This is a genomic window from uncultured Paenibacillus sp. (genome assembly GCF_963515335.1).
In the GTDB taxonomy this organism is placed as follows: Bacteria; Bacillota; Bacilli; order Paenibacillales; family Paenibacillaceae; genus Paenibacillus_I.
Map to the genome: position 1 here is coordinate 36,243 of NZ_CAUPYC010000018.1, position 23,271 is coordinate 59,513.

The 23,271-nt window shown below is 55.1% G+C and carries 20 protein-coding genes and 1 pseudogene; 14 read left to right on the top strand and 7 right to left on the bottom strand.

From position 1 onward, the window contains the following. Window positions 1–166: 166 nt before the first annotated feature. Window positions 167–865, top strand: a complete 699-nt coding sequence (locus RWM61_RS08430) for a Crp/Fnr family transcriptional regulator (protein ID WP_313999490.1) — start codon at window positions 167–169, stop codon at window positions 863–865. A gap of 101 nt (window positions 866–966) precedes the next feature. Here RWM61_RS08430 and RWM61_RS08435 read toward each other — a convergent pair whose 3' ends face one another. Further along, complete coding sequence (locus RWM61_RS08435; RefSeq protein ID WP_313999492.1) at window positions 967–1,707, bottom strand: Crp/Fnr family transcriptional regulator; 741 nt, start codon at window positions 1,705–1,707, stop codon at window positions 967–969. A 243-nt stretch (window positions 1,708–1,950) separates the two neighbouring features. Here RWM61_RS08435 and RWM61_RS08440 point away from each other — a divergent pair, with 243 nt between their 5' ends. Then, window positions 1,951–2,241, top strand: coding sequence for a hypothetical protein (locus RWM61_RS08440; protein ID WP_313999494.1), 291 nt, complete (start codon window positions 1,951–1,953; stop codon window positions 2,239–2,241). A gap of 3 nt (window positions 2,242–2,244) precedes the next feature. Here the strand turns inward: RWM61_RS08440 and RWM61_RS08445 are convergent, their stop codons facing one another. Continuing rightward, on the bottom strand, window positions 2,245–3,177 hold the full coding sequence (locus RWM61_RS08445; RefSeq protein WP_313999496.1) for a dihydroorotate dehydrogenase: 933 nt from the start codon (window positions 3,175–3,177) through the stop codon (window positions 2,245–2,247). Beyond that, window positions 3,158–3,859 (bottom strand): dihydroorotate dehydrogenase electron transfer subunit, encoded by a 702-nt coding sequence (locus RWM61_RS08450; protein WP_313999498.1) that lies wholly within the window; start codon window positions 3,857–3,859, stop codon window positions 3,158–3,160. The genes RWM61_RS08445 and RWM61_RS08450 overlap by 20 nt, the downstream gene beginning before the upstream one ends. A 304-nt stretch (window positions 3,860–4,163) precedes the next feature. On the opposite strand from RWM61_RS08450, the gene RWM61_RS08455 reads away from it, so the two are divergent. After that, on the top strand, window positions 4,164–4,706 hold the full coding sequence (locus RWM61_RS08455; RefSeq protein ID WP_313999500.1) for a hemerythrin domain-containing protein: 543 nt from the start codon (window positions 4,164–4,166) through the stop codon (window positions 4,704–4,706). Between the two features lie 173 nt (window positions 4,707–4,879). Continuing rightward, window positions 4,880–5,404, top strand: a complete 525-nt coding sequence (locus RWM61_RS08460; protein ID WP_313999502.1) for a hemerythrin domain-containing protein — start codon at window positions 4,880–4,882, stop codon at window positions 5,402–5,404. 90 nt (window positions 5,405–5,494) lie between these two features. Here RWM61_RS08460 and RWM61_RS08465 read toward each other — a convergent pair whose 3' ends face one another. Beyond that, on the bottom strand, window positions 5,495–6,409 hold the full coding sequence (locus RWM61_RS08465) for an AraC family transcriptional regulator (RefSeq protein WP_313999504.1): 915 nt from the start codon (window positions 6,407–6,409) through the stop codon (window positions 5,495–5,497). 138 nt (window positions 6,410–6,547) lie between these two features. Here RWM61_RS08465 and RWM61_RS08470 point away from each other — a divergent pair, with 138 nt between their 5' ends. From RWM61_RS08470 to RWM61_RS08480, 3 genes are read left to right on the top strand one after another with little or no spacing between them, the layout of a single operon-like run. Next, the gene (locus tag RWM61_RS08470) at window positions 6,548–7,624 is read left to right on the top strand and encodes a Gfo/Idh/MocA family oxidoreductase (RefSeq protein ID WP_313999505.1); all 1,077 of its coding nucleotides are present in this window, start codon (window positions 6,548–6,550) and stop codon (window positions 7,622–7,624) included. After that, on the top strand, window positions 7,617–8,348 hold the full coding sequence (locus tag RWM61_RS08475) for a ThuA domain-containing protein (RefSeq protein ID WP_313999533.1): 732 nt from the start codon (window positions 7,617–7,619) through the stop codon (window positions 8,346–8,348). The genes RWM61_RS08470 and RWM61_RS08475 overlap by 8 nt, the downstream gene beginning before the upstream one ends. A 37-nt stretch (window positions 8,349–8,385) precedes the next feature. Then, window positions 8,386–10,074 carry an alpha-glucosidase gene (locus RWM61_RS08480; protein WP_313999508.1) on the top strand — a complete coding sequence of 563 codons (1,689 nt, stop codon included), beginning with the start codon at window positions 8,386–8,388 and terminating at the stop codon, window positions 10,072–10,074. Between the two features lie 856 nt (window positions 10,075–10,930). Here the strand turns inward: RWM61_RS08480 and RWM61_RS08485 are convergent. Further along, window positions 10,931–12,406: a transposase gene (locus tag RWM61_RS08485; RefSeq protein ID WP_313999511.1), complete on the bottom strand. Its 1,476-nt coding sequence runs from the start codon at window positions 12,404–12,406 to the stop codon at window positions 10,931–10,933. 263 nt (window positions 12,407–12,669) lie between these two features. On the opposite strand from RWM61_RS08485, the gene RWM61_RS08490 reads away from it, so the two are divergent. The 7 genes from RWM61_RS08490 to RWM61_RS08520 all read left to right on the top strand — a co-directional run bounded on the left by RWM61_RS08490 (window position 12,670) and on the right by RWM61_RS08520 (window position 22,526). Then, window positions 12,670–14,007: an extracellular solute-binding protein gene (locus tag RWM61_RS08490; protein WP_313999513.1), complete on the top strand. Its 1,338-nt coding sequence runs from the start codon at window positions 12,670–12,672 to the stop codon at window positions 14,005–14,007. Window positions 14,008–14,126: 119 nt separating this feature from the next. Further along, window positions 14,127–15,002, top strand: a complete 876-nt coding sequence (locus RWM61_RS08495; RefSeq protein WP_313999515.1) for a sugar ABC transporter permease — start codon at window positions 14,127–14,129, stop codon at window positions 15,000–15,002. An 11-nt stretch (window positions 15,003–15,013) separates the two neighbouring features. Beyond that, a complete protein-coding gene (locus RWM61_RS08500) occupies window positions 15,014–15,847 on the top strand; it encodes a carbohydrate ABC transporter permease (RefSeq protein ID WP_313999517.1) in 834 nt (277 codons plus the stop codon). 40 nt (window positions 15,848–15,887) lie between these two features. Beyond that, complete coding sequence (locus RWM61_RS08505; RefSeq protein WP_313999519.1) at window positions 15,888–17,678, top strand: glycoside hydrolase family 66 protein; 1,791 nt, start codon at window positions 15,888–15,890, stop codon at window positions 17,676–17,678. Between the two features lie 244 nt (window positions 17,679–17,922). Continuing rightward, the gene (locus RWM61_RS08510; RefSeq protein ID WP_313999521.1) at window positions 17,923–19,704 is read left to right on the top strand and encodes a sensor histidine kinase; all 1,782 of its coding nucleotides are present in this window, start codon (window positions 17,923–17,925) and stop codon (window positions 19,702–19,704) included. Next, on the top strand, window positions 19,701–21,257 hold the full coding sequence (locus RWM61_RS08515; RefSeq protein WP_313999523.1) for a response regulator: 1,557 nt from the start codon (window positions 19,701–19,703) through the stop codon (window positions 21,255–21,257). Before RWM61_RS08510 ends, RWM61_RS08515 begins: the two co-directional genes overlap by 4 nt. A 15-nt stretch (window positions 21,258–21,272) precedes the next feature. Next, entirely contained in the window at window positions 21,273–22,526 is a 1,254-nt protein-coding gene (locus tag RWM61_RS08520; protein ID WP_313999525.1) for an extracellular solute-binding protein, read from the top strand. 249 nt (window positions 22,527–22,775) lie between these two features. Here RWM61_RS08520 and RWM61_RS08525 read toward each other — a convergent pair whose 3' ends face one another. Together RWM61_RS08525 and RWM61_RS08530 are read right to left on the bottom strand one after the other, a co-directional pair. Further along, window positions 22,776–23,018 (bottom strand): glutaredoxin family protein, encoded by a 243-nt coding sequence (locus tag RWM61_RS08525; RefSeq protein ID WP_313999527.1) that lies wholly within the window; start codon window positions 23,016–23,018, stop codon window positions 22,776–22,778. 77 nt (window positions 23,019–23,095) lie between these two features. Beyond that, window positions 23,096–23,215 (bottom strand): annotated as a pseudogene (locus RWM61_RS08530) (acetyltransferase); the annotation flags it as partial. Between the last annotated feature and the right edge of the window lie 56 nt (window positions 23,216–23,271).

The following is a 23,271-nucleotide window of genomic DNA, read 5'->3' on the forward strand; positions in this document are numbered from 1 at the left end:
TTTGAAAGGGAGGAATCGGACAATGGCACACCCCCATCATTACGAACCGGTTTATGAATCGCGGCATCATCCGCTGCACCTGAGGAAGAAGTGCTCGCCGCGCTTTGGGAGAAATCCAATGATTACGGCTACTGATCGGAAGTAAAGCAAGGGAAGGAGAAATCGTATGATCAGACGACGAAAAAGCCTGCTGGCTCAAGTGCCGCTTTTTAAATATTTGACGTCGCAGGAGCTGGAGGAGTTGAGCTGGTGCGCCGCGCTTCGGGACGTCGGCCGCAAGACGCTCATTTTCGCGGAGGGAGACGCGAAGGACGCCATTTTCTTCATCGTATCCGGATTGGTGAAAACCTATAGCGCCGGCGCATCGGGACATGAGAGCAATCTGGCCTTCCTGAAGAAGGGCGATGCGCTTCCGGGGGAAGGGCTGTTCTCGAGAAGCGTCTACGCCGTTTCCGCCTCGGCAATCGTCCAGACGCAGCTGCTTGTCCTGCCCTTCGGGCAGCTGATGAAGTTTCTGGCCGCCAACCCGAACGCGGCCGCTTCCATGATGCGGATGATGGATGAAGCGAATGCGGCGCTTCAGAAGCAGCTGCACGATCTGACCTGGGCCGGCTCCCGGAATCCCGGCCAGCTTTTCCTTTTGAAGCTGGCGGAGCATTACGATCATCCGCCCAAAGGCAAGCTGCGGATCGGCATTCCGATGACGGCTGATGATTTCGCCCACACGATCGGGTCGTCCAAGGAACTGGTGGACCGCCTGCTCCATCGGCTGCATGCGGAAGGCATTGCGGACATGAACCGTTCCGGGTTCGTGATCCACGACGTGGAGGCGCTCCGGTGCTGGCGGGATCAGGAGCAGGTGTAGACGCCGATGCAAATGAAGAAGAGACGGAGAGAAAGGCGTTCCCCGAAGCTTGGACTTCGGTCGGAACGCCTTTCTTGCTTATTTGGGGATGATTCAACGGTTCACATCCGGCAAATATCTTTCGTGCAACTCTCGCAATGGCAGACGTTCCGCAAATAATCGGGATCGTTGATGACGATTCGTCCCCTTTCCACGGATATGACGCCCTGCGACCGCATATCGCTCAGCATCCGGTTGACGCTTTCCCGGGTCGCGCCGATCATCTCGGCCATCTCCGAATTGGTGATCCGCTTGCCGATCACGGGACGGCCGCCGCGCTCGGGGCCATACATATTGGACAGGCGCAGCAGCAGAGAGCAGAGCGCGCCTGATTTGCCGTAGAGAAGCAGATCCCGGAACTTGCTTTGCGTCATCCGGTGGATCGTTCCCATCCAGTTCATGAATTCCAGGGCAAAGGCGCCGTTCGCTTGGAGAAGGCCGTTCACCTCCGCCTGAAGGATTTCGCCGGCCTCCGAATCTTCCAAAGCCCGCGCTTCAAACCTGTGGGCGGAAAGTCCGAGCGGATCGGGCTCGCCGAACAGATCGCCGGGAATGTGCAGATAGAGGGTGACCGACGTGCCGTCCCCCAGCGGCTTGGACACTTTGAAGCTGCCCGCGGTTACCAGGTACAGCCGGTTCGCGGGCTCGTTCTCCCGGTATAAACAATCGCCGGCCGACACCCGGACCGGCTTGGCGGTCTGCCGCAGCAGGCTGAGGCTGTCGGCCGAGAACACGGCGGACGTTCCTGCCGGAAGCGGGTTGACCGATTGCGCTTCGCGCTCCAAAGCTTCGTTTCTCTTCATTTCGACCGTCTCCTTCCCGGGACGCCGGGTTCGATGCCGATTCCCCGGAGATCCACAGTTCTCTAGTTCCAGCCTACCAGACCCGAATGCCGGCGAATGTGAGAAATGTCATTTCCGGAAGCGGAAAACCACAGCCGCGGCGCTCGTGGGCGCCGCGGCTTCTTTGTGTGTGAAGTATGTCACTGCGAAGGACTGAGCCGCGTCATATACTGGCCTTATCTCAAGAGGGAGGCCGGAAGATCAATGGCGACTGATTTCAAAGCTGACCGGTACGGACGTCGAATCCCTATGGCAGATCCAGCTTTTGATTTGTTAACCCCGGAAGATTATGAACGGCTATGCTTCGACTTCGGAAAAGAAACGGTTGATCCTTACGTCGAACTGATCGGCGCACAGATCAACCGGACCCGTAAAGCACAGAACAACAGAACCATTCGTCTATGGATAAAAAAAGACGCGGCGCGAAGAAGACATATCACAGGCCTGAAGAAAAAAAAGGACGGGCCCTCCGGCGCCTCTGCCCAATCCGGATAACCGTCAAACAATGCCCCTTATCTCCTCGAGCGAGCGGATTCCTTCCCGTGCCATCAGCTTCAGCAGCTCATTCGCCAGCGTACCGCCGGCCCGCAGGTTCATGAAATTATAGGTTCCGATCTGCACGGCGGCGGCTCCGGCCATTATAAATTCCAGCACGTCCGCGGCCCCGGAAATGCCGCCTATGCCGACGACCGGCACGGATACCGCTCGGGCGACCTGATGGACCATGCGCAGCGCGATCGGCTTGACGGCGGGACCCGACAATCCGGCGTACACCCGATCAAAGACGCTGCGCCGTTTCCGGATGTCGATGGCCATCGCCTGAAACGTATTGACCAGCGACAACCCGTCCGCGCCTTCCGCTTCGCACATGCGCGCCATTTCCGTCAGGTCGCGGGCACCCGGCGACAGCTTGACGAGCAGCGGAAGGTCCGTCGCCCTCCGGACGGCGCGGACGACTTCAAGCGCTTGGCCGGTTTCAAGCCCGAACTGCAATCCGCCTTCCTTGACGTTGGGGCATGAAATGTTCAGCTCGATCAAATCGGCGGCCCGCTTGCCGGCATCCCGCAGTCCGCGGCAGACGTCCGTGAGCAGCTCCGCGCCCTCCTTGTATTCCCCGACCGTTCCGCCGCCCAAATTCACGATGACCGCCGGCCCGTAGCTTGTCATCACTTCAAGCTCGCGATCCAGAAATGCCGGAAGGCCGGGATTTTCGAGCCCGATGCTGTTCATGAGGCCGGACGGCGTCTCATAAATCCGCGTACCGGCGTTGCCGGCCCGGGGGTGGAGGGTCAGTCCTTTTGTGACGATGCCGCCCAGTTTATCAAGCGGATACAAGGGCGCATACGGCTTGCCGAAGCCGAACGTGCCCGACGCCGTCAGAATCGGATTGGACAAGGGCACTCCCGCCAGCTCACAGGCTAAGGAGATCATGGAAGTCCACCTCCCCGGCCGAGAAAACGGGACCTTCCACGCATGCCTTGCGGTATGCGCCGTTTCCGGCGACCGCACAGCCGTTGCAAGCGCCGAGACCGCATGCCATGCGCTTTTCGACGGATACGTACAGACGTGCGCCCGTTCCCTCCGCTTTCCGGGCCAGCTGCGCCATAAGGGGAACCGGCCCGCAAGCGAAAATCGTATCGTATACCGCCGGCTCGACGCTGTCGGCCACCGTTCCGCCGGACACGACCGTCACATCCGGGTGCGCGCCGCGGAACCGGGAAACCCCGAACGGCTCACCGGAAAAGCCGAGGAACACCTTGGCTCCTTGCATCCGTCTGGCGGCAAGCAAGAGGGGGGCGACACCCATACCGCCGCCGACGATTGCGGTGCGCCCTTCGGGCTTGGGGAAGCCTTGGCCGAAAGGGCCCTCAAGGCGAAGATGATCGCCGGGCCGCAGCTCCGACAGCAGCCGGGTGCCGGTTCCGCCGACCCGGTACAGGAACGATATCGTCCCCGGGCCGATGTCGTGGATGCTGATCGGCCGGGACAAGACGGGAAAGGCTTCCCAGCAGCGAAGCATATAGAATTGGCCCGATTCGGCGCGGTAGTCTCCCTCGGCGGTCAGCCGGTAAATGCCCGGCGCAAGCTTTTCATTCGCGATCACGCGTGCCACATCGAATTCTCCTTTCAAAGGCAAGCTCCTCGCTTGACCTGATCCTCCACGCTACCGTATCACAGCCGGATTTTTCAACCAGTGACATTTCGCATAGAGGCAGGCCGGTTTACTTGTTGCACTTTTCACATGAAAAGGTGCACGGCCGGGTGCTTTTTGCGCATGTACCCTTCCAATCCGCACGGAGTGCGGTTCAAATGGGGAACGCCGGTTATCGCTCAACGTGATCATGCTCACAGCTTATCAAAGGAAAGAAGGATATAATCGGGTTATAACAAAACCTCTCTGAGGAGGATGAGTATCCATGAATGGCAAAACGTCGTTGCCGACGGTTTCCCAGGATTCGGCGAGACCGACGGATTTCATGTATGCGGTAGGGCGGCTGAAGGAAGAACACGACCGGCTGAACGAACAAGTGAAGGTTTTATATACCGACGCCTTGGAGGCGGGCAGGGAAACGGACGCGGATACCGCCCTTCGGCTGCTTGGCGGACTGCGCGAACGGACGGTGGCGTTCGCGCTGCAGCTTGAAGCGCATTCGGAATGGGAGGAGCGGGAGATGTTCCCGCTGGTCAGCGATTATTTTCATAAACGCACCGTCCCGTCGATAACCCCTTCGTTCTGGGTGATGGAAAAAGATCACGAGCTGGCCTTGTTGTTCATCGGGACCTTCATGGAGCTGACGGAGGACAACGTGCCGGCGGCCCGCATCGACCTGATCCGGCAAGCCGCTTCCAATATGGTGCAGGCGTGCCTCATCCTGCAGGAGCACTTCCGGCTGGAGGAAGAGCTTATTTTCCCGCTCGCCGACGAGATGTTGACCGATATTGACTATTTCTATTCCTAGCGGGTTCGGGTTCGCTCTTGTTCGCCCGCAATCACGGCAGCGCCCTCCGCTTTGCCTTCCGAGGCAAGGCGGGGGGCGCTTCTTTTGCCGGCCTTCTTTGAGTGACGAATCTCATATCGCCGGTTTATGAAAAGCGTTACGCTGATTTCATCCACCGAAGGAGGTTGAGATCGATGCAAAGAACGATAGACAGGCCGGGTGAAACCGGGCGGCCTTCCGATATGGTTGAGGCGGTGAGACGGCTCAGGGATGAGCATTCGGATTTGAGGCAAACGATCGAACGTATAGAAGCAGCCGCCGCCCGCGCGGACAGAATGGCTGCCGTATCGGCTGCGGCGAATGAAATAAGCGGCGTCAAGCAGCCGCTGGTCGCCTTCATGCATGCGCTCGAGCGGCATGCGGCGTGGGAAGAGGAGAACCTGATTCCGTTGATTGAAGAGCATATGCCTCGTTCGCATGAATCCGCGGTGCGCGATTCGATTTGGGTGATGGAGAAGGATCACCAGATGGCCACTGTGTATCTGCGGGTGTTTCTCGAGCGCTTGAACGAGTTCGGAGACCGTCCGAACGCGGGCGTCGTGGCGGATGCGGTCAGATGTCTCCTGCAGGGCTGCGTCCTGCTCAAGGAGCATTTCAGAATCGAGGAGCAAACGATATTTCCGGCGGTGGAGCAGCTTGTGGGCGAGACCGGGCTGTGAACGACCGTCCGTCCGCCGGTTCGGCGGGTGAGCGGAATAACGCCGGAATCCGGCACTAAAGTGCCCGACCTGTGTGGATATGCCTGACACTCACACGCCCTCCCTGATTTTCTTGTAATACTGCGTCGGCGACAGGCCGACGTACTTCTTGAACACCTTGCTGAAATAGAAAGGATCGTTCAACCCGGTCAAATAGCCGATTTCGTTCATGCTTAGGTGGGTGGCCTCGATCAATTCCTTCGCGTGATTGATGCGGATCAGGTTCACGTAGCGGATGATCGTATGGCCCGTCACCTCGCTGAACACCCGATTGATGTAGTCGTAATTGCAATCGAATTCCTGCTCGATCTCCGCGCTCGTGATCGGTTTCGTGTAGTTCCGGTGGATATAATCGAGCAGCGCATGCACTTTTACGAACGATTTCGTATTCCGCCTGTTGTTTTTCACCAGCTCCGCCATGAAGCTGTCGCGCGACGCCTCGATCAGAAACTCCGCGTATTTCAGGCCGGTCAGGCCCCGGTTATAATGTTTGCGTTTGTACAACTGTACGATTTCGTTCATCGCATGAATCGCTTGACGGAAGCTGTTTTTATCGGATAAAGTGAAATGCTTGGGCATATAGCAAAGGTTTAGATCGTGCAAATTTCTGAATTCGCCCGGCTCCGGGACAGGCTGCGTATTTTCCTCCAGAAAAAGCCGCTTCGCCATCGAGAGCACATCGTCCACCTGCACGGACCGGATATCGGGATGCTCGAAGTGGACATAGTAGTAATCGCAGACATGCCTGTCGAAGCCCTCATGGTCGAGATTCGGCTCCAGCATGAAAATATCGCCCTTCTTCAGCACGTACCGCCCGCCGTTCTCCTCGATGTGAAGCTCGCCGCTTTTGATAAAATACAGGATGTATTCATCAATGTTCCGTTTGAAATGGATCCATGGGCTTTTATACGAAACGAACCCCATATAGCGTATTTTTGGAACCGACTCCATGTTGATCGCAAGCATGCGCCTTGCCTCCCCGTCAATCCGGCCTGAAAGTCGCTATTGTACAAAAACTGTCTGTATCCGACATTCCCGTTCATTCTATCACATCCTATACTGGGAAAGAAGTTTCAACTGACCTGTAGATGAGGGATGGTGGATATGAAAAAGTTGAAAATCGGCGTTATCGGCCTGGGCGGCATCGCGAACTTTCACATTTCGGGTATTCTGGCAAGCGCGGACGCCGAGCTGTGGTCGATCTGCGACGTGAACGAAGAAGCCGTTCTGAAGAGAGCGGAAGAGTTGAACATACCGGAATCGCGGCGTTACCTCAACCATGAGGAAATGCTCAGGGATCCCGACTTGGACGGCGTTTTCATCGGCACACCGAACTTTAACCATTTTACGGTCGCTTATGAGGCGATCAAAAACCGCAAGCCGTTCGCGCTCGAGAAGCCGGTCTCCCTCGATACGAGGGAAGCGGCCATGCTGAAGGAATTGCTGGAGGCCGATCGCGTTCCGCATATGATTTGTTTTACGTACCGCTACAAGGCGGCGGCCCGTTACGCGAAGCAGCTGATCGGGCAGGGCGCGCTCGGCAAAATCAACCATATTTACAGCCAATACCTGCAGGGCTGGGCGATTAACGAGGACATTCCGCTTGTCTGGCGTTTTCAGAAAGCACTTTCGGGCTCCGGCGCGTTGGGCGATCTCGGCTCGCATATGCTGGACCTGCACCGTTTTCTTGTCGGCGAGACCGAGAAGGTGATCGCGGACGCCGGCACGATCGTGAAGGAGCGCGGCCGGATCGGCGAGGAAGGCAAGGGCGAGGTGGACGTCGACGACTTTTGCCATGTTCTGGCGCGGCTTGAAGGCGGTATATCCTCGACCATGGCCATTTCCCGGTTCGCTTACGGTCGCGGCAATTATCAGCGCATTGAGGTATATGGAACGAAAGGCGCGCTGGTTTACAGCCTTGAGGAAGAGGACACGCTGCTCGTGAAAATGGCGGAGCAAGGCGACGAGCAGTTCCGCGAGCTCCCGATTCCGGATACGTTCAAGGTCAACCAAATGCAGGCTTTCTTCGATCTGCTGAACGGCAAGGAGGACGGACTCGACGCCACGATCGAGGATGGTTACATCAACCAGCTGACGCTGGATTCGATCATCGAGTCGTTTACGGAGGAACGCTGGATTGCCGTACAAAAGGAGGCCTCGCATGTTGCACGCGTTGTCTGAGATCAAGGTTACCGTATGGAACGAGTACAGGCACGAGAAGCAAAATGAGCACGTGGCGGGCATTTATCCCGAGGGCATCCACAATGCGATCGCGCAGCATCTGGCTAAGCAGGACGGCCTGCAGGTGAGAACCGCAACCCTCGACGAGCCCGATCATGGGCTGACGGACGAGGTGCTGCGGGATACGGACGTGCTCACCTGGTGGGGGCATCTGGCGCATGGAGAAGTCAGGGACGACATTGTCGAGAAGGTGCGGCGGCGGGTGCTGGAGGGAATGGGGCTCATCGTGCTTCACTCCGGCCACGGGTCGAAAATATTCGAGCGCCTGCTGGGTACGCAGACCGGGGCGCTGAAGTGGCGGGACGACGGCGAGAAGGAAAGGCTGTGGGTCATCGAGCACGGCCACCCGATCGCCGACGGCTTGGGCGAGTACATCGAGATTCCGAAGGAAGAAATGTACGGTGAGCGGTTTGAAATTCCGGCGCCGGACGAACTTGTGTTCATCTCCTGGTTCGAGGGCGGAGAAGTGTTCCGCAGCGGCTGCACCTATCGCAGGGGCAAGGGGAAGCTGTTCTATTTTCGACCGGGCCATGAGACCTTCCCGATCTACCATCAGCCGGAAATTCTCCAGGTGATCGCAAACGCGGTACGGTGGGCGGCTCCCGTTCAGGGCGCGCAGGCATGCTACGGCCGGGTCGCTCCGATTGAAAGCGTACGTCCGTAGCGCTGCATATAACACGTTTAATGAGGGGGAGCACGGGATGGCGCAAGGCGCTTTTTGGCAGGAAGGCGTTGTGTATCAAATTTATCCGCGAAGCTTTATGGACAGCAACGGGGACGGCGTCGGCGACCTGCAGGGGATCATAAGCAAGCTGGATTATTTGAAGGAGCTGGGTGTCGATATCGTTTGGCTCAGCCCTGTGTATAAATCGCCCAACGACGATAACGGCTATGACATCAGCGATTACGAAGCGATCATGGATGAGTTCGGGACGATGGAAGACTGGGAAAAGCTGCTGCACGGCCTGCACGACCGCGGCATCAAGCTGATCATGGATCTGGTGGTCAACCATTCCTCGGACGAGCATGCGTGGTTTCAGAAAGCGAGGAAGTCGAAGCATAATCCTTACCGCGACTACTATATCTGGAGGCCCGGCAAGCCGGACGGCTCGGAGCCGAACAACTGGCTGTCGTTCTTCGGGGGCTCCGCTTGGCAGTACGACGAAGCGACGGACGAATTTTATCTGCACTTGTTTACGAAGAAGCAGCCTGACCTGAACTGGGAGAATCCGAAGCTGAGGCAAGAAGTGTACGAGATGATGAAGTTCTGGCTCGACAAGGGGATCGACGGCTTCCGGATGGATGTCATCAACTGCATCTCGAAGGTCGACGACCTGCCGAGCGCGGGTGAAGAGCGCTACGCCTGGGGCGGCGATTTCTTCCTGTGCGGACCGCGCCTTTCGCAGTACCTGCGGGAGATGAACGAGCAGGTGCTGTCGAAGTACAATGCGATGTCCGTCGGTGAAATGCCGGGCGTGACGCCGGAGCAGGCGGCCGTGTTCACGAATCCCGACAACAGGCAGGTGAACATGGTATTCCAGTTCGAGACGATGGACATCGATTCGGGCGAAGGCGGCAAATGGAATTTCAAGCCTTGGCGGCTGTCCGACCTGAAGGCCGTCACGAGCAAATGGCAGTATGCGCTCGACGGCAAAGGCTGGAACAGCCTGTACCTGAACAACCATGACCAGCCGCGCATGGTGTCCCGCTTCGGCAACGACACGGTGTATCGCAAGGAATCCGCCAAGCTGCTCGCAACCTTCCTGCACACGCTGCAGGGCACGCCTTATATTTACCAGGGCGAAGAAATCGGCATGACGAATGTGCAGTTCGGCAGCATTGACGATTACAAAGACGTCGAAACGCTTAACTTCTACCGCGAGGCGGTTCATGAGCGCGGCGTTTCGCCGGAGCGGGCGATGGCTTCCATCTACGCGAAGGGACGGGACAATGCGCGCACGCCGATCCAGTGGGACGACAGCGAGAACGGCGGCTTTACGGCCGGCGAGCCGTGGATCGCCGTCAATCCGAACTACCGCGAGATTAATGTCGAGGAATCGCTGCGGGATCCGGATTCGATTTTCCATTATTATAAGACATTGATTGCGCTGCGCAAGCGGCATCCGATCATGATTTACGGCAGCTACGATATTGTCGCCGAAGAGCATGAGCAAATCTATGCGTATACGCGCAGCCTGGGCGAACAAAAGTGGCTTGTCGTGCTGAATTTCTCCGGCAAAGAGGCGCAGTTCGTGCTACCGGAGGCGTTGAAATCGTTCAGCGGCGGCGGTAACGAATTGATTATCGCGAATTACGGCGATGTGCCCGCGGCATCGGTCGAGGAACTCCGCCTGCGGCCTTATGAGGCGAGAGTATACAAGCTGGTGTAATGCGTAACCATGAAAAAGGGAGGCCCCGGCCTTCCTTTTCGTCATGTCGGACACCTCGATTATGAATGCTTTATTGTCGCACTCTCGGTTCTTTGTGTCCAAGGTAAAGTCCAGCATCAGTATCGCCATCCGTCACTCCCACCAGCACCAGCACCCCCACACCCCCCGCAAATAACTACTAGCACCTATACAACGCCCAACATCCTTACTCGCATGTTCTCGTTCTCCAGCTTTAAAACTTCTTGCTGCCGTGAAATAGCGAAGAAAGGTTACTAATAGTGAAGCTGTATCGCTATCAGTCGGTATCAAAGCTGTACAGATAAGCGATAGCGAATGATTTTCTCTATTAAGGAACTGAACTACTCTAATAGAGAAACATGTTCCCTATTGCCCTTCACGGCGAAGAAGTGTCCATACAATAGAGAAATGAGTTCTCTATTGGCGCATTTTTTTCACTAAACCCGGACAGGAAGGCGAAAATACCACGGCTGAGAAGAAAGTAACTCCGGAGATACCGCAGGCTTCGGATCCGCGCCCAAATGGAGGCCGTTATCAGAGTCAAGGTGTCGGATATTTTCCGATTTACCGCAATATAAGCCACCTTTGCCCCGCCCAAATAATAACAGTTTGCAAACCCGTAAAAATCGACACCCCAATCGCAATGTAAACGGTTTCGGTCATTTTGCAAGCGCTGCATAATAAGGAGGCAAGGCAAAATATCCTCTCGGAATTAGTACGAGGTTTTTGAGGAGATGACAGCCTATTTGATGAAAATGGGATGGGAAATAAGGATTTGAAAACCAATTTTCAAAAAAGGACAGACTGCCCCAATTTCTAAACAGGAATTTTTAAAAATTCAGGCGATTGCAGGGTAGATTGTGGACTTCAATTTGTCCCATTCATCCTTCTGGCTCACGTACCAAGCATCAATGTGCTGACAGATCATAATTCCGAAGATGCGCATGTTCCACATCATCGTCGACCGATGCCGACCGGATTCAAGCTTGTAGTCGATTTTCTCCCGTTTGTTGGATCGCTCAATAGATGAGCGGCGCTTATAAATGAGCTTCCACTTATCCGAGCCGCGAACCGTCTTAGGAAACAAGCGAAGATTGTCGCTGCTATGCGTGTGGTACGTTCGGCCGTACTTGGTGCTTGAGCAGCCGCAGGACGGTGAGCATCGCCACTTACGGCGGTTCTGTGATTTGTCAAATCCGTTAGGCTTCATCTCTTTGCCTTTGGGACAAATAGGAATGCCAGTTGGGGAAATCCGGATGTCACTATCCGTTGCCGTATTCTTCTTGCTCCGGTTGTTTAGATCGATGAAGGGCTCGATGTTCTGATGATCCAGCAGCCTATAAATCGCTTCGGCGTCATGAGCAGCATCCAGGAGTATCTTGTCTACCGCGCCCAAGGTGAAACGTTGCTTGAATTCGACCGCACCCACGACCAGGCTAACAGCATCATGCCGCGAGGCGGGATGCAGCCTTGGATACAAGGGCAAATCGTGTTTGCTGTTTGCCGCAGAGATCATGTACAGGTGGTATCCGTTGAAATACTTTTCTCTGGCACTGTCCCATCCCGAGTTGCAGTCGGGCTGGGAGTAAATGCGAAAGTGGTTGCAATCAGCTATACCGCGGGCGCGACAATCGCAAGAAGGTTTGCTCCGGGGATAAACGGAAGTGACGACGGGCATGCCATCACCGGCAACCGTTAGTGCCGACATATCCCCGAGCAGACCCAAATCTGCTGACACGGACAGAATTTGGGATTGAAAGAAGTTGAAAAGCCTGTCAGAAGGCAAAGCAGATTTCCTGTCTGCGTGGCGCATCATCCATTCCACAAGACGTTTGACTCTTCCTGGCGTGGTGGTCGGGGCTTTCTCGCCTTTCTTCTTGCCTTTCTTGGGTTTGCCTTTGCGTTTACGTTGCGACTTGGGCTTGAGGTTCTTATCGACGACAGGCCATAAGCGGGAGAAAAAGTCGTAGAACGTTCCGACACCGGGAAGATCGTCCGGTGTAAAGCCGCTAAGAATGGCATAGATAGGGGTACGCTTCATTTCGTTGATCCACTCGGTAATACCCATCTCAGGATTGGTCATGAGGCAGATCAAGTAAGAACGCAGCATGGAAGCAGGGTCCCGAGTTTCTGGCCCTTGGTCCGAGTAGGATTCGTAAAGCAGGGTTGTGATGGCGGACAAATCCGCCATCCAGAATTTGACCGCAAGCGGCCAGTCTTTGTTGATGAGGACGATTCCGGGGCCGTAATCGTTGCGCAGTTGCTGAAGAACAGATTTCTGGTAATCCGAGTGCGGTATGAATGTGGGTTTCAAGTGTAACACGCTCCAATCGCAGGTAGTAAGGGGGTATATCCCTTCTCACGCGATTTTGGAGTGAATTCAAAAAAGTCAAGTCCATTTGTTGGTACTTCGGCGAAATTTCAAAATATTTATTTCCAATTCACAAAGCACCAAAAATAGAAATCCCCCCTACGAAAGTAGGAGGAAAGCATTTTGGATGGTTCGAGGAAACCCTTGTCCCATCTGCCTCGGCGAATGCCGAGAGGCTATCAAATATAAAGGAGGTCTTTCTCAAGATGAAATGGTACAAAAAATTGTCCTACGGCGTTCTGGCAACGGTATTTGCAATCTCGCTGACGGCTTGCGCTAGCGGCGGAAACGATAGCGGCAACGGAGGGAACGGCGGCAACGGCGGCGGCAATACGGCTGCGGGCGGCGGCAATGCTCCGGCCGGCGACACCAAAAAGGTAACGATCGAATATTGGCATACCTACAGCGACCAAGAAGAGAAGGTGTTGACCGAAGAGATCAAGCCGCTCTTTGAAAAGGAAAATCCGGGCATTGAGCTGAAGCTGACGCGCATGCCGTACGAAGGCCTGAAGGAGCAGGTCATCGCGGGCGTCGCCGGCGACGCGGCACCGGATCTGATGCGGATGGACATCATCTGGGTTCCCGAATTCGCGAAGATGGGCGCGCTTGCCGATGTGAGCAAATTGGACGGCTTTGAGGAATTGAAAGGAAGCGTTTTCGAAGCTCCTTTGGCCACGAACGCCTACGAAGGCGGCTACTACGGCGTGCCGCTCAACACCAACACCAAAATCGCCATCTATAACAAAGCGGTCCTCGATGAAATCGGCGTAACGAAAGCGCCCGAGACGATGGATGAGCTCGTTGCCGCGGCCAAGCTGGCTGTGGAAAAAGGGAAGCCGGGCGGCATCGGCATCGGCGGAGCCAACGTATGGGCAGCCTCGCCTTACTTCTGGAGCCTCGGCGGTCAATTGACGAACGAGGACTACACCAAGGCTGAAGGCTACCTGAACAGCCCGGCGAGCGTGAAGGCGCTGGAGACGATCGTGCAATGGAACAAGGACGGCCTGGTCACGCCTACCATTCTCGGCGGAGAGCCGGGTTCGTGGGACGGCATGAAAAACAACGACTACCTGATGATCGACGACGGCCCTTGGTTCTACAGCATTCTGATGAACGAAGCGGACTCCACGTTCAAGCCGATGGAGCAAACCGTTCGCGGCTTGATCCCGGCGGGAGAAGGCGGCAGCCGTTCGGTTGTCGGCGGCGAGAACCTGGTGACGTTCGCAAACTCCAAAAACAAGGAAGCGGCATGGACCTTCATGAAATGGATGCTCGGCGAAGAGCCGCAAAAAATCATGAGCAAGGTCGGCATGATTCCGACAAACAAAAATGCGGCGAATGACCCGGCGTTCCTCGATACGCCATACATTGCCGAGTATGTAAAGCAGCTGGAAACGGCGCTGCCGCGCACGCCGATCCCGCAATACGGCGAAATGGAAACGATCGTGAACCTGGCGTTCGAGAAAGCGGTCCGCGGAGAGCTGGCGCCGAAAGCGGCACTGGACGAAGCGGCGAAAAACATCGAAGCGATTCTGAATCCATAATCGGCATCGGAGCAATTGCATGAAGGAGCCTTCGCCCGGCGGATTCCGCCGGGCGAACCACCGCTCCCCCAAGAGAGCGGGAAAGGCGCATTAAGATTTCCAAGGGCCGGAAACAATGGATGAACGTTCTGGCGTTCATTCTGTTAGGCGTCGCGGGTACGGCGGTATTCGTCATCTACCCGATGATCCGAAACATTATCATCAGCTTCCAGGATTACAGCATCATGCCGAATGCCGAGAATCCGTTCGTCGGTTTCGACAATTACAAATCGGCGTTTACCGATCCGAACGCCAAGGTCTGGATGGCGATCCGCAATACGGTGTTGAACGTCGGGGTGACCGTGCCGATCAACTGGTTTTTGGCCATCGTGTTCGCCGTATTGATCAATTTGCAATTCATCAAGTACAAAATCGCGTTCCGGACGATTTATTATCTCCCGATCATCACGTCGTGGATCGTCGTCGCTTTTCTGTTCAAGTTTCTCTTTGCCAGCGGCGAATACGGCCTGATCAATTATATTTTTTATAAGCAGCTCGGCATTTTCAACGAACCGGTTAATTTCCTGGCGAACTATTGGACGGCTATGGTCGTCATCTGGCTATTTCACATCTGGAAGACGGTCGGCTGGGGTGTCGTCATTTATTTGGCCGCTTTGCAGGGCATTCCCAAAGATTTCTACGAAGCCGCGGCAATCGACGGGGCAACCGGCGTGAAGCAGTTTTGGCACATTACCGTTCCGATGCTGGGTCCGGTGACCGCATTCGTGATCATCAACCTGGTGAACGGCGCCTTCAACTTCTTCCCGCAGGTTTATTTCATCACCAAGGGCGGACCGATGGATCAAACCCAAACGCTGCCGAGCTTGATGTATATTCAGGCGTTCAAAAACTTCAACTTCGGATATGCTTCCGCGGTTGCCGTCATGATGGGGATCGCAGTGTTTCTCCTGACCTATTCCCAGATGAAAAAATTCGGCAACCAGCGGTTTATGTAGGAGGGGCGACAATGAAAACGAAATGGTTAACGCAGCTCCTCGTATACACCGTTATCATTCTGGGAGCATTGGCTTTTCTGTTCCCCTTCGCTTATATGATCATGACGACCTTCATCAAAAGCGCCTACTCGCTGCCGAGGCCGGCGCAAATCTTTGCGGTTACTCCGAATCTGGATAACTATGTGCTCGTATGGGGCAAAAACAATTTCGCGGGATACTTCCTCAACAGTACGCTCGTGACTACGGTTTCGGTGATCGGCAGCATGTTCCTGGGCTGCCTGACGGCTTACGGGTTTGCAAGGTTCCAGTTTCCGGGTAAGGAGATTCTGTTCCGCACTTTCCTGCTGACGATGATGATCCCGGGCGTCATCAACATCATCCCGCAGTTCCTGATCATCAAATCGTTCGGCCTGATCAATACGTATTGGGGCCTGTGGCTGATCTATATCGGCGGCGGGGTCGTGGGCAGCACGTTCTTCCTGAGGGGCTTCTTCGAGAGCATTCCGAAGGAATACGAGGAGTCGGTGCTGATCGACGGCGGCGGCAACTGGCGCATTTTCTGGAACATTTACCTTCCCCAGTCGCTGCCGGCAATCGGCACGCTGTCCGTGCTCGCTTTTCAGGGCACATGGGAAGAGTATTTTACGGCGCTGGTCATTATCAAGGACGAAGCGATGCGCACCTTGCCGATCGCGCTCCTGATGTTCAACGACAAATATGCCACCAACTATGCCTGGGTATTTGCGGCTTCGGTTATTGCGCTCGTTCCGACCGTGCTCTTGTATATCATCTTCCAGAAACGGTTCGTCCAGAGCGGATTTAACGAAGGCGGCGTCAAAGGATAAGCAACTCAAAACCTCAGCGGATACGCACAGGAGAATAACGATGACATCGAATCGCATGACAAAGGGCAAGACTGCCGTGCTGCTGCTGCTGCTCGGCCTCATGGTTTTTGCAGCGGGCTGCAGCGAGAAGAAAGCCGTCAAACCGGAGGACGTAGTCAGCCAGGGCATCCTCCAAGGGCTGTCCACCGATAAGGCGGCTTACCGTCCCGGCGAACCGGTCAGCTTCAAGCTCGAGCTGAAGCAAGCCGCAAGCGGCGCCAAGGCGCTTGTACGGTATCGTTATCTGAATGAAGTGATCGCCGAGGAAGAAGTTGCGATCGAAGGACAGCAGGCCGCCTGGGAGTGGAGTCCGCCGAAGGATGACGGCAAAGGTTATATGGCGGAGGTCTATCTGAGCGACAAAGGCGAAGTGAAGGACCATCTCAACATTGCCGTGGATGTCTCCTCTGATTGGAGCAAGTTTCCGCGTTACGGCTACCTGGCCGATTTCGGCCCGATGAGCGGGGAAGAGAGGACGGCGGTCATCGAGCGGTTGAACCGGTTCCACATTAACGGCATTCAGTTCTACGACTGGCAGTACAAGCACCAGCAGCCGATCAAGATGGAGGGCGGCAAGCCGGCCGCCGAGTGGGTCGATATCGCCAACCGGCCGGTCGCCTTTGACACCGTCAAGGGTTATATCGATTTGGCCCAGGCCAGAAATATGAAGGCCATGAATTACAACCTCTTGTTCGGCGCTTATGAGGATGCGGAGCAGGACGGCGTCAAGAAAGAGTGGGGCTTGTATAAAGACCCGACGCAAACGAATCAGGACAAGCATCCGCTTCCGGACAGCTGGGCGAGCGACATTATGCTGTACGACCCGAGCAATCCGGAGTGGCAGCAGTTTCTGGTCGACCGGGAGATCGAGGCGTTCAAGTATCTGCCTTTTGACGGCTGGCATGTCGACCAGCTGGGCGACCGCGGGCCGCTGTGGGACGGAACCGGCAAGAGCGTCAAGCTGCCGCAAGGGTATGTGTCCTTCCTTAAAGCGGCCAAGGAAAGGCTGGATGTCGACTACGTCATGAACGCCGTTGCCCAGTACGGGCAGGCGTTCCTGGCGACACAGGCGCCGCTCGAGTTTCTGTACACGGAAGTATGGTCGGGCACTCCGCAATACAAGAATTTGAAGGAAATCATCGACCAGAACTACAAGTTCAGTAAAAATCAAATGAACACCGTACTGGCCGCCTACATGAACTACGATTTGGCCGATTCCCCGGGCGAGTTCAATACGCCGGGCGTCCTTTTAACGAACTCGGTCATCTTCGCTTCGGGCGGCTCGCATCTGGAGCTCGGGGAAAACATGCTGGCCAAGGAGTATTTTCCGAACAAAAATTTGACCGTCCCGGCGGAGCTGGAGGAAAATCTCGTTCGCTATTACGATTTTCTTGTCGCCTACCAGAATGTGCTGCGCGACGGGCTGGAGGAGTCGGAGCTGGAAGTACGCGCTTCCGGCGATGTGGAGATTTCCGCCGAAGCGGAGCAAGGGAAAGTATGGTCGTTCGCGAAGCGGAAGGACGGCCGGGACATCGTGCAATTCATCAACTTTACGGATGCAACGACGATGGAATGGAATGACGGCGCGGGCACGCAGGCAGAGCCGGCGGAACGCCGCGATGTAGCGGTTTCCGTCAAGACGGACAAGAAAGTCAGCGGCATTTGGGTAGCGTCTCCGGACTACTACAACGGTTCGCCGGTGGAGCTGGCCTTCGAGCAGAAGGACGGCCAAGTCTTTTTCAAGCTCCCGAATTTGAAGTATTGGGACATGGCCGTGATCGACTACAAATAGGCGGCGGCATAGAGCGCCATGTCGTACCAAAGCGATGCGAAGACCGTTTCGGTCGCTTTGGTTTACATCCGTAATGTAAGCGTTTGCTGGGAAACCGGGATCGGGAGACCCGTCACCTGCCATCATGTGGCGCAGCCGGGCGGGCTGCGTCGCTTTTCTTGCTTTTACCAGCAATGGCGATTAGGTATCGTGCAGCTTTTCAGGTAAAATCAGAGGTAATACGAGTCGATAAGGTGGACAGAACATGCTGCGCATCGATAAGCTTTCGAACCGGTTCGCCTCCAAAATGATATTGGCATTCGCGTTGATTATTCTCATACCGACTACGTTATCGGGCTTTGCTTTCTACCTGGAGTCTTCCTCGCTGGTGAAGAAGAATGTGAGGGCTTCGACGGTCCAGCTCACCAGGCAGACGGCGGATGCCTTGTCCTCGATGTTCAACGCGGGCAGCGACGCGTCCGATTTGATATACGGCGATTTGCAGGTTCAACGGGCGGCGATGAACTACAGCACCAGCCCGTTAGGCGCGCAAATGCAAATGAACCAGTCCATGAACACTTTATTGAACAATATGGTCTATTCGAGCTCCTTCGTAAGGGTCGTTTATGTCGTTAAGGAAAACGGAACCGGTTGGGGGAGCGGAACCTTCTCGCCGCAGAAGCTGAAGAGGACGGAGCTTTCCCGGCTGGACTGGGTCGCGGAATCCAGAAGCAAGGACGGGGCGCTCGTCTGGCAGCCCTTGCACAAAGATCCTTTCAGCGGCGCGGGCGACAATACCGATTTGGTGCTGCCGATCAGCCGAACACTCAAGGATTTCCGGACGCTGCGGCAGATCGGACTGCTGGTCGTGAATTTGGACGGCAAAGCGATCATTAACACGATTAATCGGGTCAAGCTGGGAGAGACCGGCAGCTATACGGTGGTGAATCCGGACGGAATCGTCATGATCGATGCCGACCTGTCCCGGATCGGCAAACCGATCGGCAATCCGCAATTATTCGAGCTGGTGGTGAACAACGATCAGGTTGAATTCGAATATACGGCTCGCGACGTTCCCTATTACGGCGTCAAGCAGCTGCTGAATAACGGCTGGATGCTCGTCGGTACCGTTCCGACATCCGAGATTACGGGAGCGTTGGACACGCTTCACAGACGTATCCTGCTCACCTCCGCCGGCTTTGCGCTGCTCGCGGTATTGGTCGGCCTGTTGATCGCCAAAAAGGTGACGAATCCGATCAGACAGCTGACGCTGGGCATGAAGCGGGTGCAGCAAGGGGATTTGAAGGTCAGGACGGAAGTGAAATCGACCGATGAAATCGGCTTGATGAGCAAGCATTTCAATAAAATGCTGGATGAAATCGAGCAACTGATGATCAGGGTTGAAGAGGAGCAGCGGCAGAAGACGACAGCGGAAATCCGGGCCGTCACTTACCGGATCCATCCCCATTTTCTGTACAACACCTTAAGCACGCTGAGATGGCTGATCCGGTCGGGAGACAATGAGCGCGCGGATCAAGGGCTGGCGGCACTGATCAGGCTGCTGCAGGCCAACATGGGGAAGAACGGCCCGTTGATCGCGTTGGAAGAGGAGCTCGATATCATCCGGAAATATATCGTGATTCTGGAAATGCGCTACGAGCAGTCCTACGAGCTGTCGATTGCAATGGATCCCGGCGCCGGGAAGGTCAAGGTTCCAAGAATGCTGCTGCAGCCGTTGGTTGAAAACGCCGTTTTCCACGGCTTCGTGCCTTTGAACCGCGGCGGCAAAATTTCGATCGGCATCCGGCTCGAGCAGGATGAGTTGCGGATTTTGCTGGAGGATAACGGAGCGGGAATGTCCGAAGAACAGCTGGGGAAGCTTACATCGAACAGCGATTTCAGCGAGGCGGGAATCGGTCTGAAGCATGTCTATGATTCGCTCAGGCTCTATTGCGGTCAGGGGCCGGGTATTGCGATAAACAGCGAGCCTGGGCGCGGGACGCGAATGCTGATCACGGTACGCCTGCGGAAGGAGGAGACATCATGACGGACCGCGTACTGATCGTGGATGACGAGCCGATTATCCGCAAGGGACTGAAAGGTTTTATTGAATGGGAGAAGGAAGGGCTTGCGTTGGAAGCGGATTGCGCCAATGGCATGGAGGCGCTTGAAATCCTGCAGTCCCGGCCAATCGATATTCTGATTACGGATATTAAGATGCCTGTGATGGACGGCCTTCAGCTGACGCGGAAAGCGCTGGAAATCAACCCGAACATGAAAGTCGTGCTGATCAGCAGCTACGGGGAATTCGATTATGTGCGCGAGGGCATGAAATACGGCGCAGTCGACTACCTGCTGAAGCCGACATTGGAAGTGGACGAATTCGTTTCCGTCCTCAAGCGCTGCCAGGACATGCTGCAGAGAAATCGCAAGCGTGCCGCGGAAAAGGAGAGCTACAACCGGCATGCGGTCATGCGCGAGCGAAAAAAGCTGGAGCACGATATCATCCGGCTGCTCGCGTCCAATCAAACCGAGTTCAGCTTTCAGGATATTCTCGGAAAGCAGGATTGTTCCTATGTGTGCGCGTTTGTCATGCCGGACGGCCTTGACGAATCGCAAGAGCTTTACGGCAAGCTTCATGTCAGCGTGATCTATGAAGATATACAGGCGAGCTTTTATGAAGCGTTCGGTAAAGGCAGTGCGCCCATGTTTGCAGGCGAAGGCTTGTTTCTCGTTTATCCCGACAGCGAAGGAACGGAAGAAACCGCGGCGGCATTCAAGCGTCTTATCGAAACGGAATTGAACATGTCCGTCACAATCGGTTACACGGTGGAGCCGGAAACCGAAGTCGTTGAGCACAGCTTGAGAAGAAGCCGTGAAGCGGGCTGGCGCCGATTCTATGAAGGAACGGGAAGGATTTATAAGTGGCGGAATCCGGGAAGCGGGGAGGATGCGGCTGGCGGACCGGCAGAGATGAACATGCATGCCGTTCTTGAGACAATCCGGACCTCCAGACACCATGCAGCCGTGATGGAAAGCATGATTTCCCGCTGGAGAAGCGGCGGGCTTTCTCCGGAGCAGGTCAGGAAGGAGGCATATGAACTGCTGTCGGCATTCGCCTATTCGGACGGCGATTCGAAATCCTCCGTTGTCGACTGCCGGGATGCGATATGGCGCTGCGAGACGATGGATCGGCTTGAAGCGTCCGTCAGAGGTTGGATCGAGGAGCTTGAGCATCCGGGCATGCTTCGTTTGACCGACAAGGGCGGGCATAGCGGACAATTGGTGACGAAAGCGATCGAATATATCATGCTTCATTACCGGGAGGAATTGACCCTGCAGGATGTGGCCGATTCCATTCACGTGAGCAAAAGCTACTTCTCCAACTTGTTCAAAAAACAAACGGGGCAAAATTTCATCGATTATCTGATTGATTTGCGCCTGCATGAAGCGAAGCGGCTGCTCGCGCACGACGATTGCAAAATTTATGAGGTTGCTGAAAAGTCCGGCTTTAACGACGTGAAATATTTCAGCAAGCTTTTTAAGAAGATCACCGGCATGACGCCTATGGAGTACCGGGAGAAACACCAGCAACAATAGCGGCGGGGGTATCGAATGCGAACGGCCATATTTGTACTAAGCTTGATGTTGATAATGACGGCGTGCGGACAGCAATCGATCATAACGGATGGCAGCCGGGTCGAGAAATTGCGCGGCCGGGAAACCCGCACGATCGAGTTTTGGCATACGTACAGCGATGAAGAGACCAGGCTTCTGGAGGATGTGCTGATCCCGCAATTCCAGCGGGATAACCCGGATATTAAGGTAAAGCCCGTAAGACAAGGCAATAACATCGAATTGAAATACGCCTTGATCTCCAAAGCTTCCGCCGATCGGGCACCGGATGTGGTGCGGATGGATATCGCCTGGGTGCCGGAATTCGCCCAAAGCGGGCTGCTCATTCCGCTCAGCGGCTTCGGCGATTTCGGCCGGGTTATGGAAGCCTTGCAGTACAATGCCGGCTCGGCAGGCTACCATGAAGGAGCGTACTACTCGCTGCCGGTTAACATGAATACCAAGGTCGCCATTTATAATCGCGCGCTCCTTAAGAAGGCCGGTTTAACCGCTCCTCCCCCGACCTTTCAGGAGGCTATCGAGCTGGCCCGGAAGGAACGCTTCCTGATCGGGCTGAGCGGCTTGGACGGCTGGAGGAGTCTGCCCTATATTTATGCGCTTGGGGGGCGAATGACCAATGAAGCTTACACCCAAGCTACAGGCTATTTGAACGGGGAAGCGACGGTTGCGGCGGTTGAGCAGCTGTATGCCTTATACGAAGAGCAGCTGATTGATCGCGGATTGATCAATGGCGGCGGGGACAATTGGGGAGGCGTGAAAACCGGCAACATTCTGGTCACGGACGAAGGGCCTTGGTTTTACAGCGTATTTCAGGGGAACGCGTTAAAGCAAGCCATTGACGCCACGATTGCCGTCCCGTTTCCCGATCAATTCGGGCCCGCTTCCATTATGGGCGGGGAAGACCTGGTCATCCCGAAAGGCTCGGACAATACGCAGGAAGCGTGGACGTTTATGAAGTGGATGACGGGCAAGGAGGCGCAAACCGTGATGTCGCAGACCGGGCTCATCCCGACGAACCTGGAAGCGAAAGCGATCAAGGCGCAGGCGGAATCGTTCATCCCTCCGTTCGCGGAGGCGCTCAATCAAACCTTCCTGCGCCCGCCGGTGAAGAACTGGAGCCGGATCGACGAGGTCTACACCGGTTACATGAAGCAAATATTCCAGGGCGAGCTGACGCCCCGGCAAGGGCTGACGCAAGCGGCGGCCGAAATCGACAGGCTGCTTGCCACATGAACGAATAATTGTTCCAGGATTTCAAATCCTAAGCATTAAAGGAGGCTGTGTATGGATGAACTTTTGTATCTGATAGCGATCGTTGCCGGCATTGGTGGGACCTTCGCGTTATGGAGATATTCGAGATCGAAAAAAAGGATGTTGTCCCGTATGATACAAAAACAAGTGCAAGAGAAGAACAGGAAATAAGCCGCATTGCACGGGCGCTTCTTGTATAAAGAAGCGCTGTTACATTTCTGCGAAGTAATTTCACAGCAACGATTTTTCGATTTCCTGGCGGTTGGGAACAAATCCGATAAAAACTTTTCCGCTTACGACTAAAGTGGCAACGATTTTTTTGCCTGTAAGTTGATATAATTCTTCCGCTTTCTTGGGGTGTTCGGCAATATCGTGTTCTGTATACGGAATATTTTGTTGCGAGAGAAATTGTTTTGCCGCCTTGCAGTCAGGACAAGTGGGCGTGGTATAAATCTGTACCGGAACGTTTGGCATTTTAATTCTCCTCCTGGCATCACGTCATTCAAGTCATTTTCTGTAATGTGCGAGGAAATTATTCGCGTACGATCTTAAACGTCCAGAAAGACACAATCGAAGTTCGCATAGAAATTTTCGCCAACATGGATGTTATAGCCGTAATCACACCGGAAGGTGGGTTCGACATACAGGTTTCTGCCCGTCGACCCAAACAGTGTATAATGCTACATATAATCTAGACAGTAAAAAAGGAGTTTCTTAGTTGTATGAC

Bases quoted from the DNA above. Each gene is read 5' to 3' on its own strand.
- RWM61_RS08465 (WP_313999504.1), bottom strand. From the start codon at position 6,409: ATGCTTGCGATCAACATGGAGTCGGTTCCAAAAATACGCTATATGGGG.
- RWM61_RS08520 (WP_313999525.1), top strand. From the start codon at position 21,273: ATGCGAACGGCCATATTTGTACTAAGCTTGATGTTGATAATGACGGCG.
- RWM61_RS08525 (WP_313999527.1), bottom strand. From the start codon at position 23,018: ATGCCAAACGTTCCGGTACAGATTTATACCACGCCCACTTGTCCTGAC.
- RWM61_RS08430 (WP_313999490.1), top strand. From the start codon at position 167: ATGATCAGACGACGAAAAAGCCTGCTGGCTCAAGTGCCGCTTTTTAAA.
- RWM61_RS08495 (WP_313999515.1), top strand. From the start codon at position 14,127: ATGAACGTTCTGGCGTTCATTCTGTTAGGCGTCGCGGGTACGGCGGTA.
- RWM61_RS08470 (WP_313999505.1), top strand. From the start codon at position 6,548: ATGAAAAAGTTGAAAATCGGCGTTATCGGCCTGGGCGGCATCGCGAAC.
- RWM61_RS08505 (WP_313999519.1), top strand. From the start codon at position 15,888: ATGACATCGAATCGCATGACAAAGGGCAAGACTGCCGTGCTGCTGCTG.
- RWM61_RS08480 (WP_313999508.1), top strand. From the start codon at position 8,386: ATGGCGCAAGGCGCTTTTTGGCAGGAAGGCGTTGTGTATCAAATTTAT.
- RWM61_RS08500 (WP_313999517.1), top strand. From the start codon at position 15,014: ATGAAAACGAAATGGTTAACGCAGCTCCTCGTATACACCGTTATCATT.
- RWM61_RS08515 (WP_313999523.1), top strand. From the start codon at position 19,701: ATGACGGACCGCGTACTGATCGTGGATGACGAGCCGATTATCCGCAAG.
- RWM61_RS08440 (WP_313999494.1), top strand. From the start codon at position 1,951: ATGGCGACTGATTTCAAAGCTGACCGGTACGGACGTCGAATCCCTATG.
- RWM61_RS08460 (WP_313999502.1), top strand. From the start codon at position 4,880: ATGCAAAGAACGATAGACAGGCCGGGTGAAACCGGGCGGCCTTCCGAT.
- RWM61_RS08435 (WP_313999492.1), bottom strand. From the start codon at position 1,707: ATGAAGAGAAACGAAGCTTTGGAGCGCGAAGCGCAATCGGTCAACCCG.
- RWM61_RS08510 (WP_313999521.1), top strand. From the start codon at position 17,923: ATGCTGCGCATCGATAAGCTTTCGAACCGGTTCGCCTCCAAAATGATA.
- RWM61_RS08490 (WP_313999513.1), top strand. From the start codon at position 12,670: ATGAAATGGTACAAAAAATTGTCCTACGGCGTTCTGGCAACGGTATTT.
- RWM61_RS08445 (WP_313999496.1), bottom strand. From the start codon at position 3,177: ATGATCTCCTTAGCCTGTGAGCTGGCGGGAGTGCCCTTGTCCAATCCG.
- RWM61_RS08455 (WP_313999500.1), top strand. From the start codon at position 4,164: ATGAATGGCAAAACGTCGTTGCCGACGGTTTCCCAGGATTCGGCGAGA.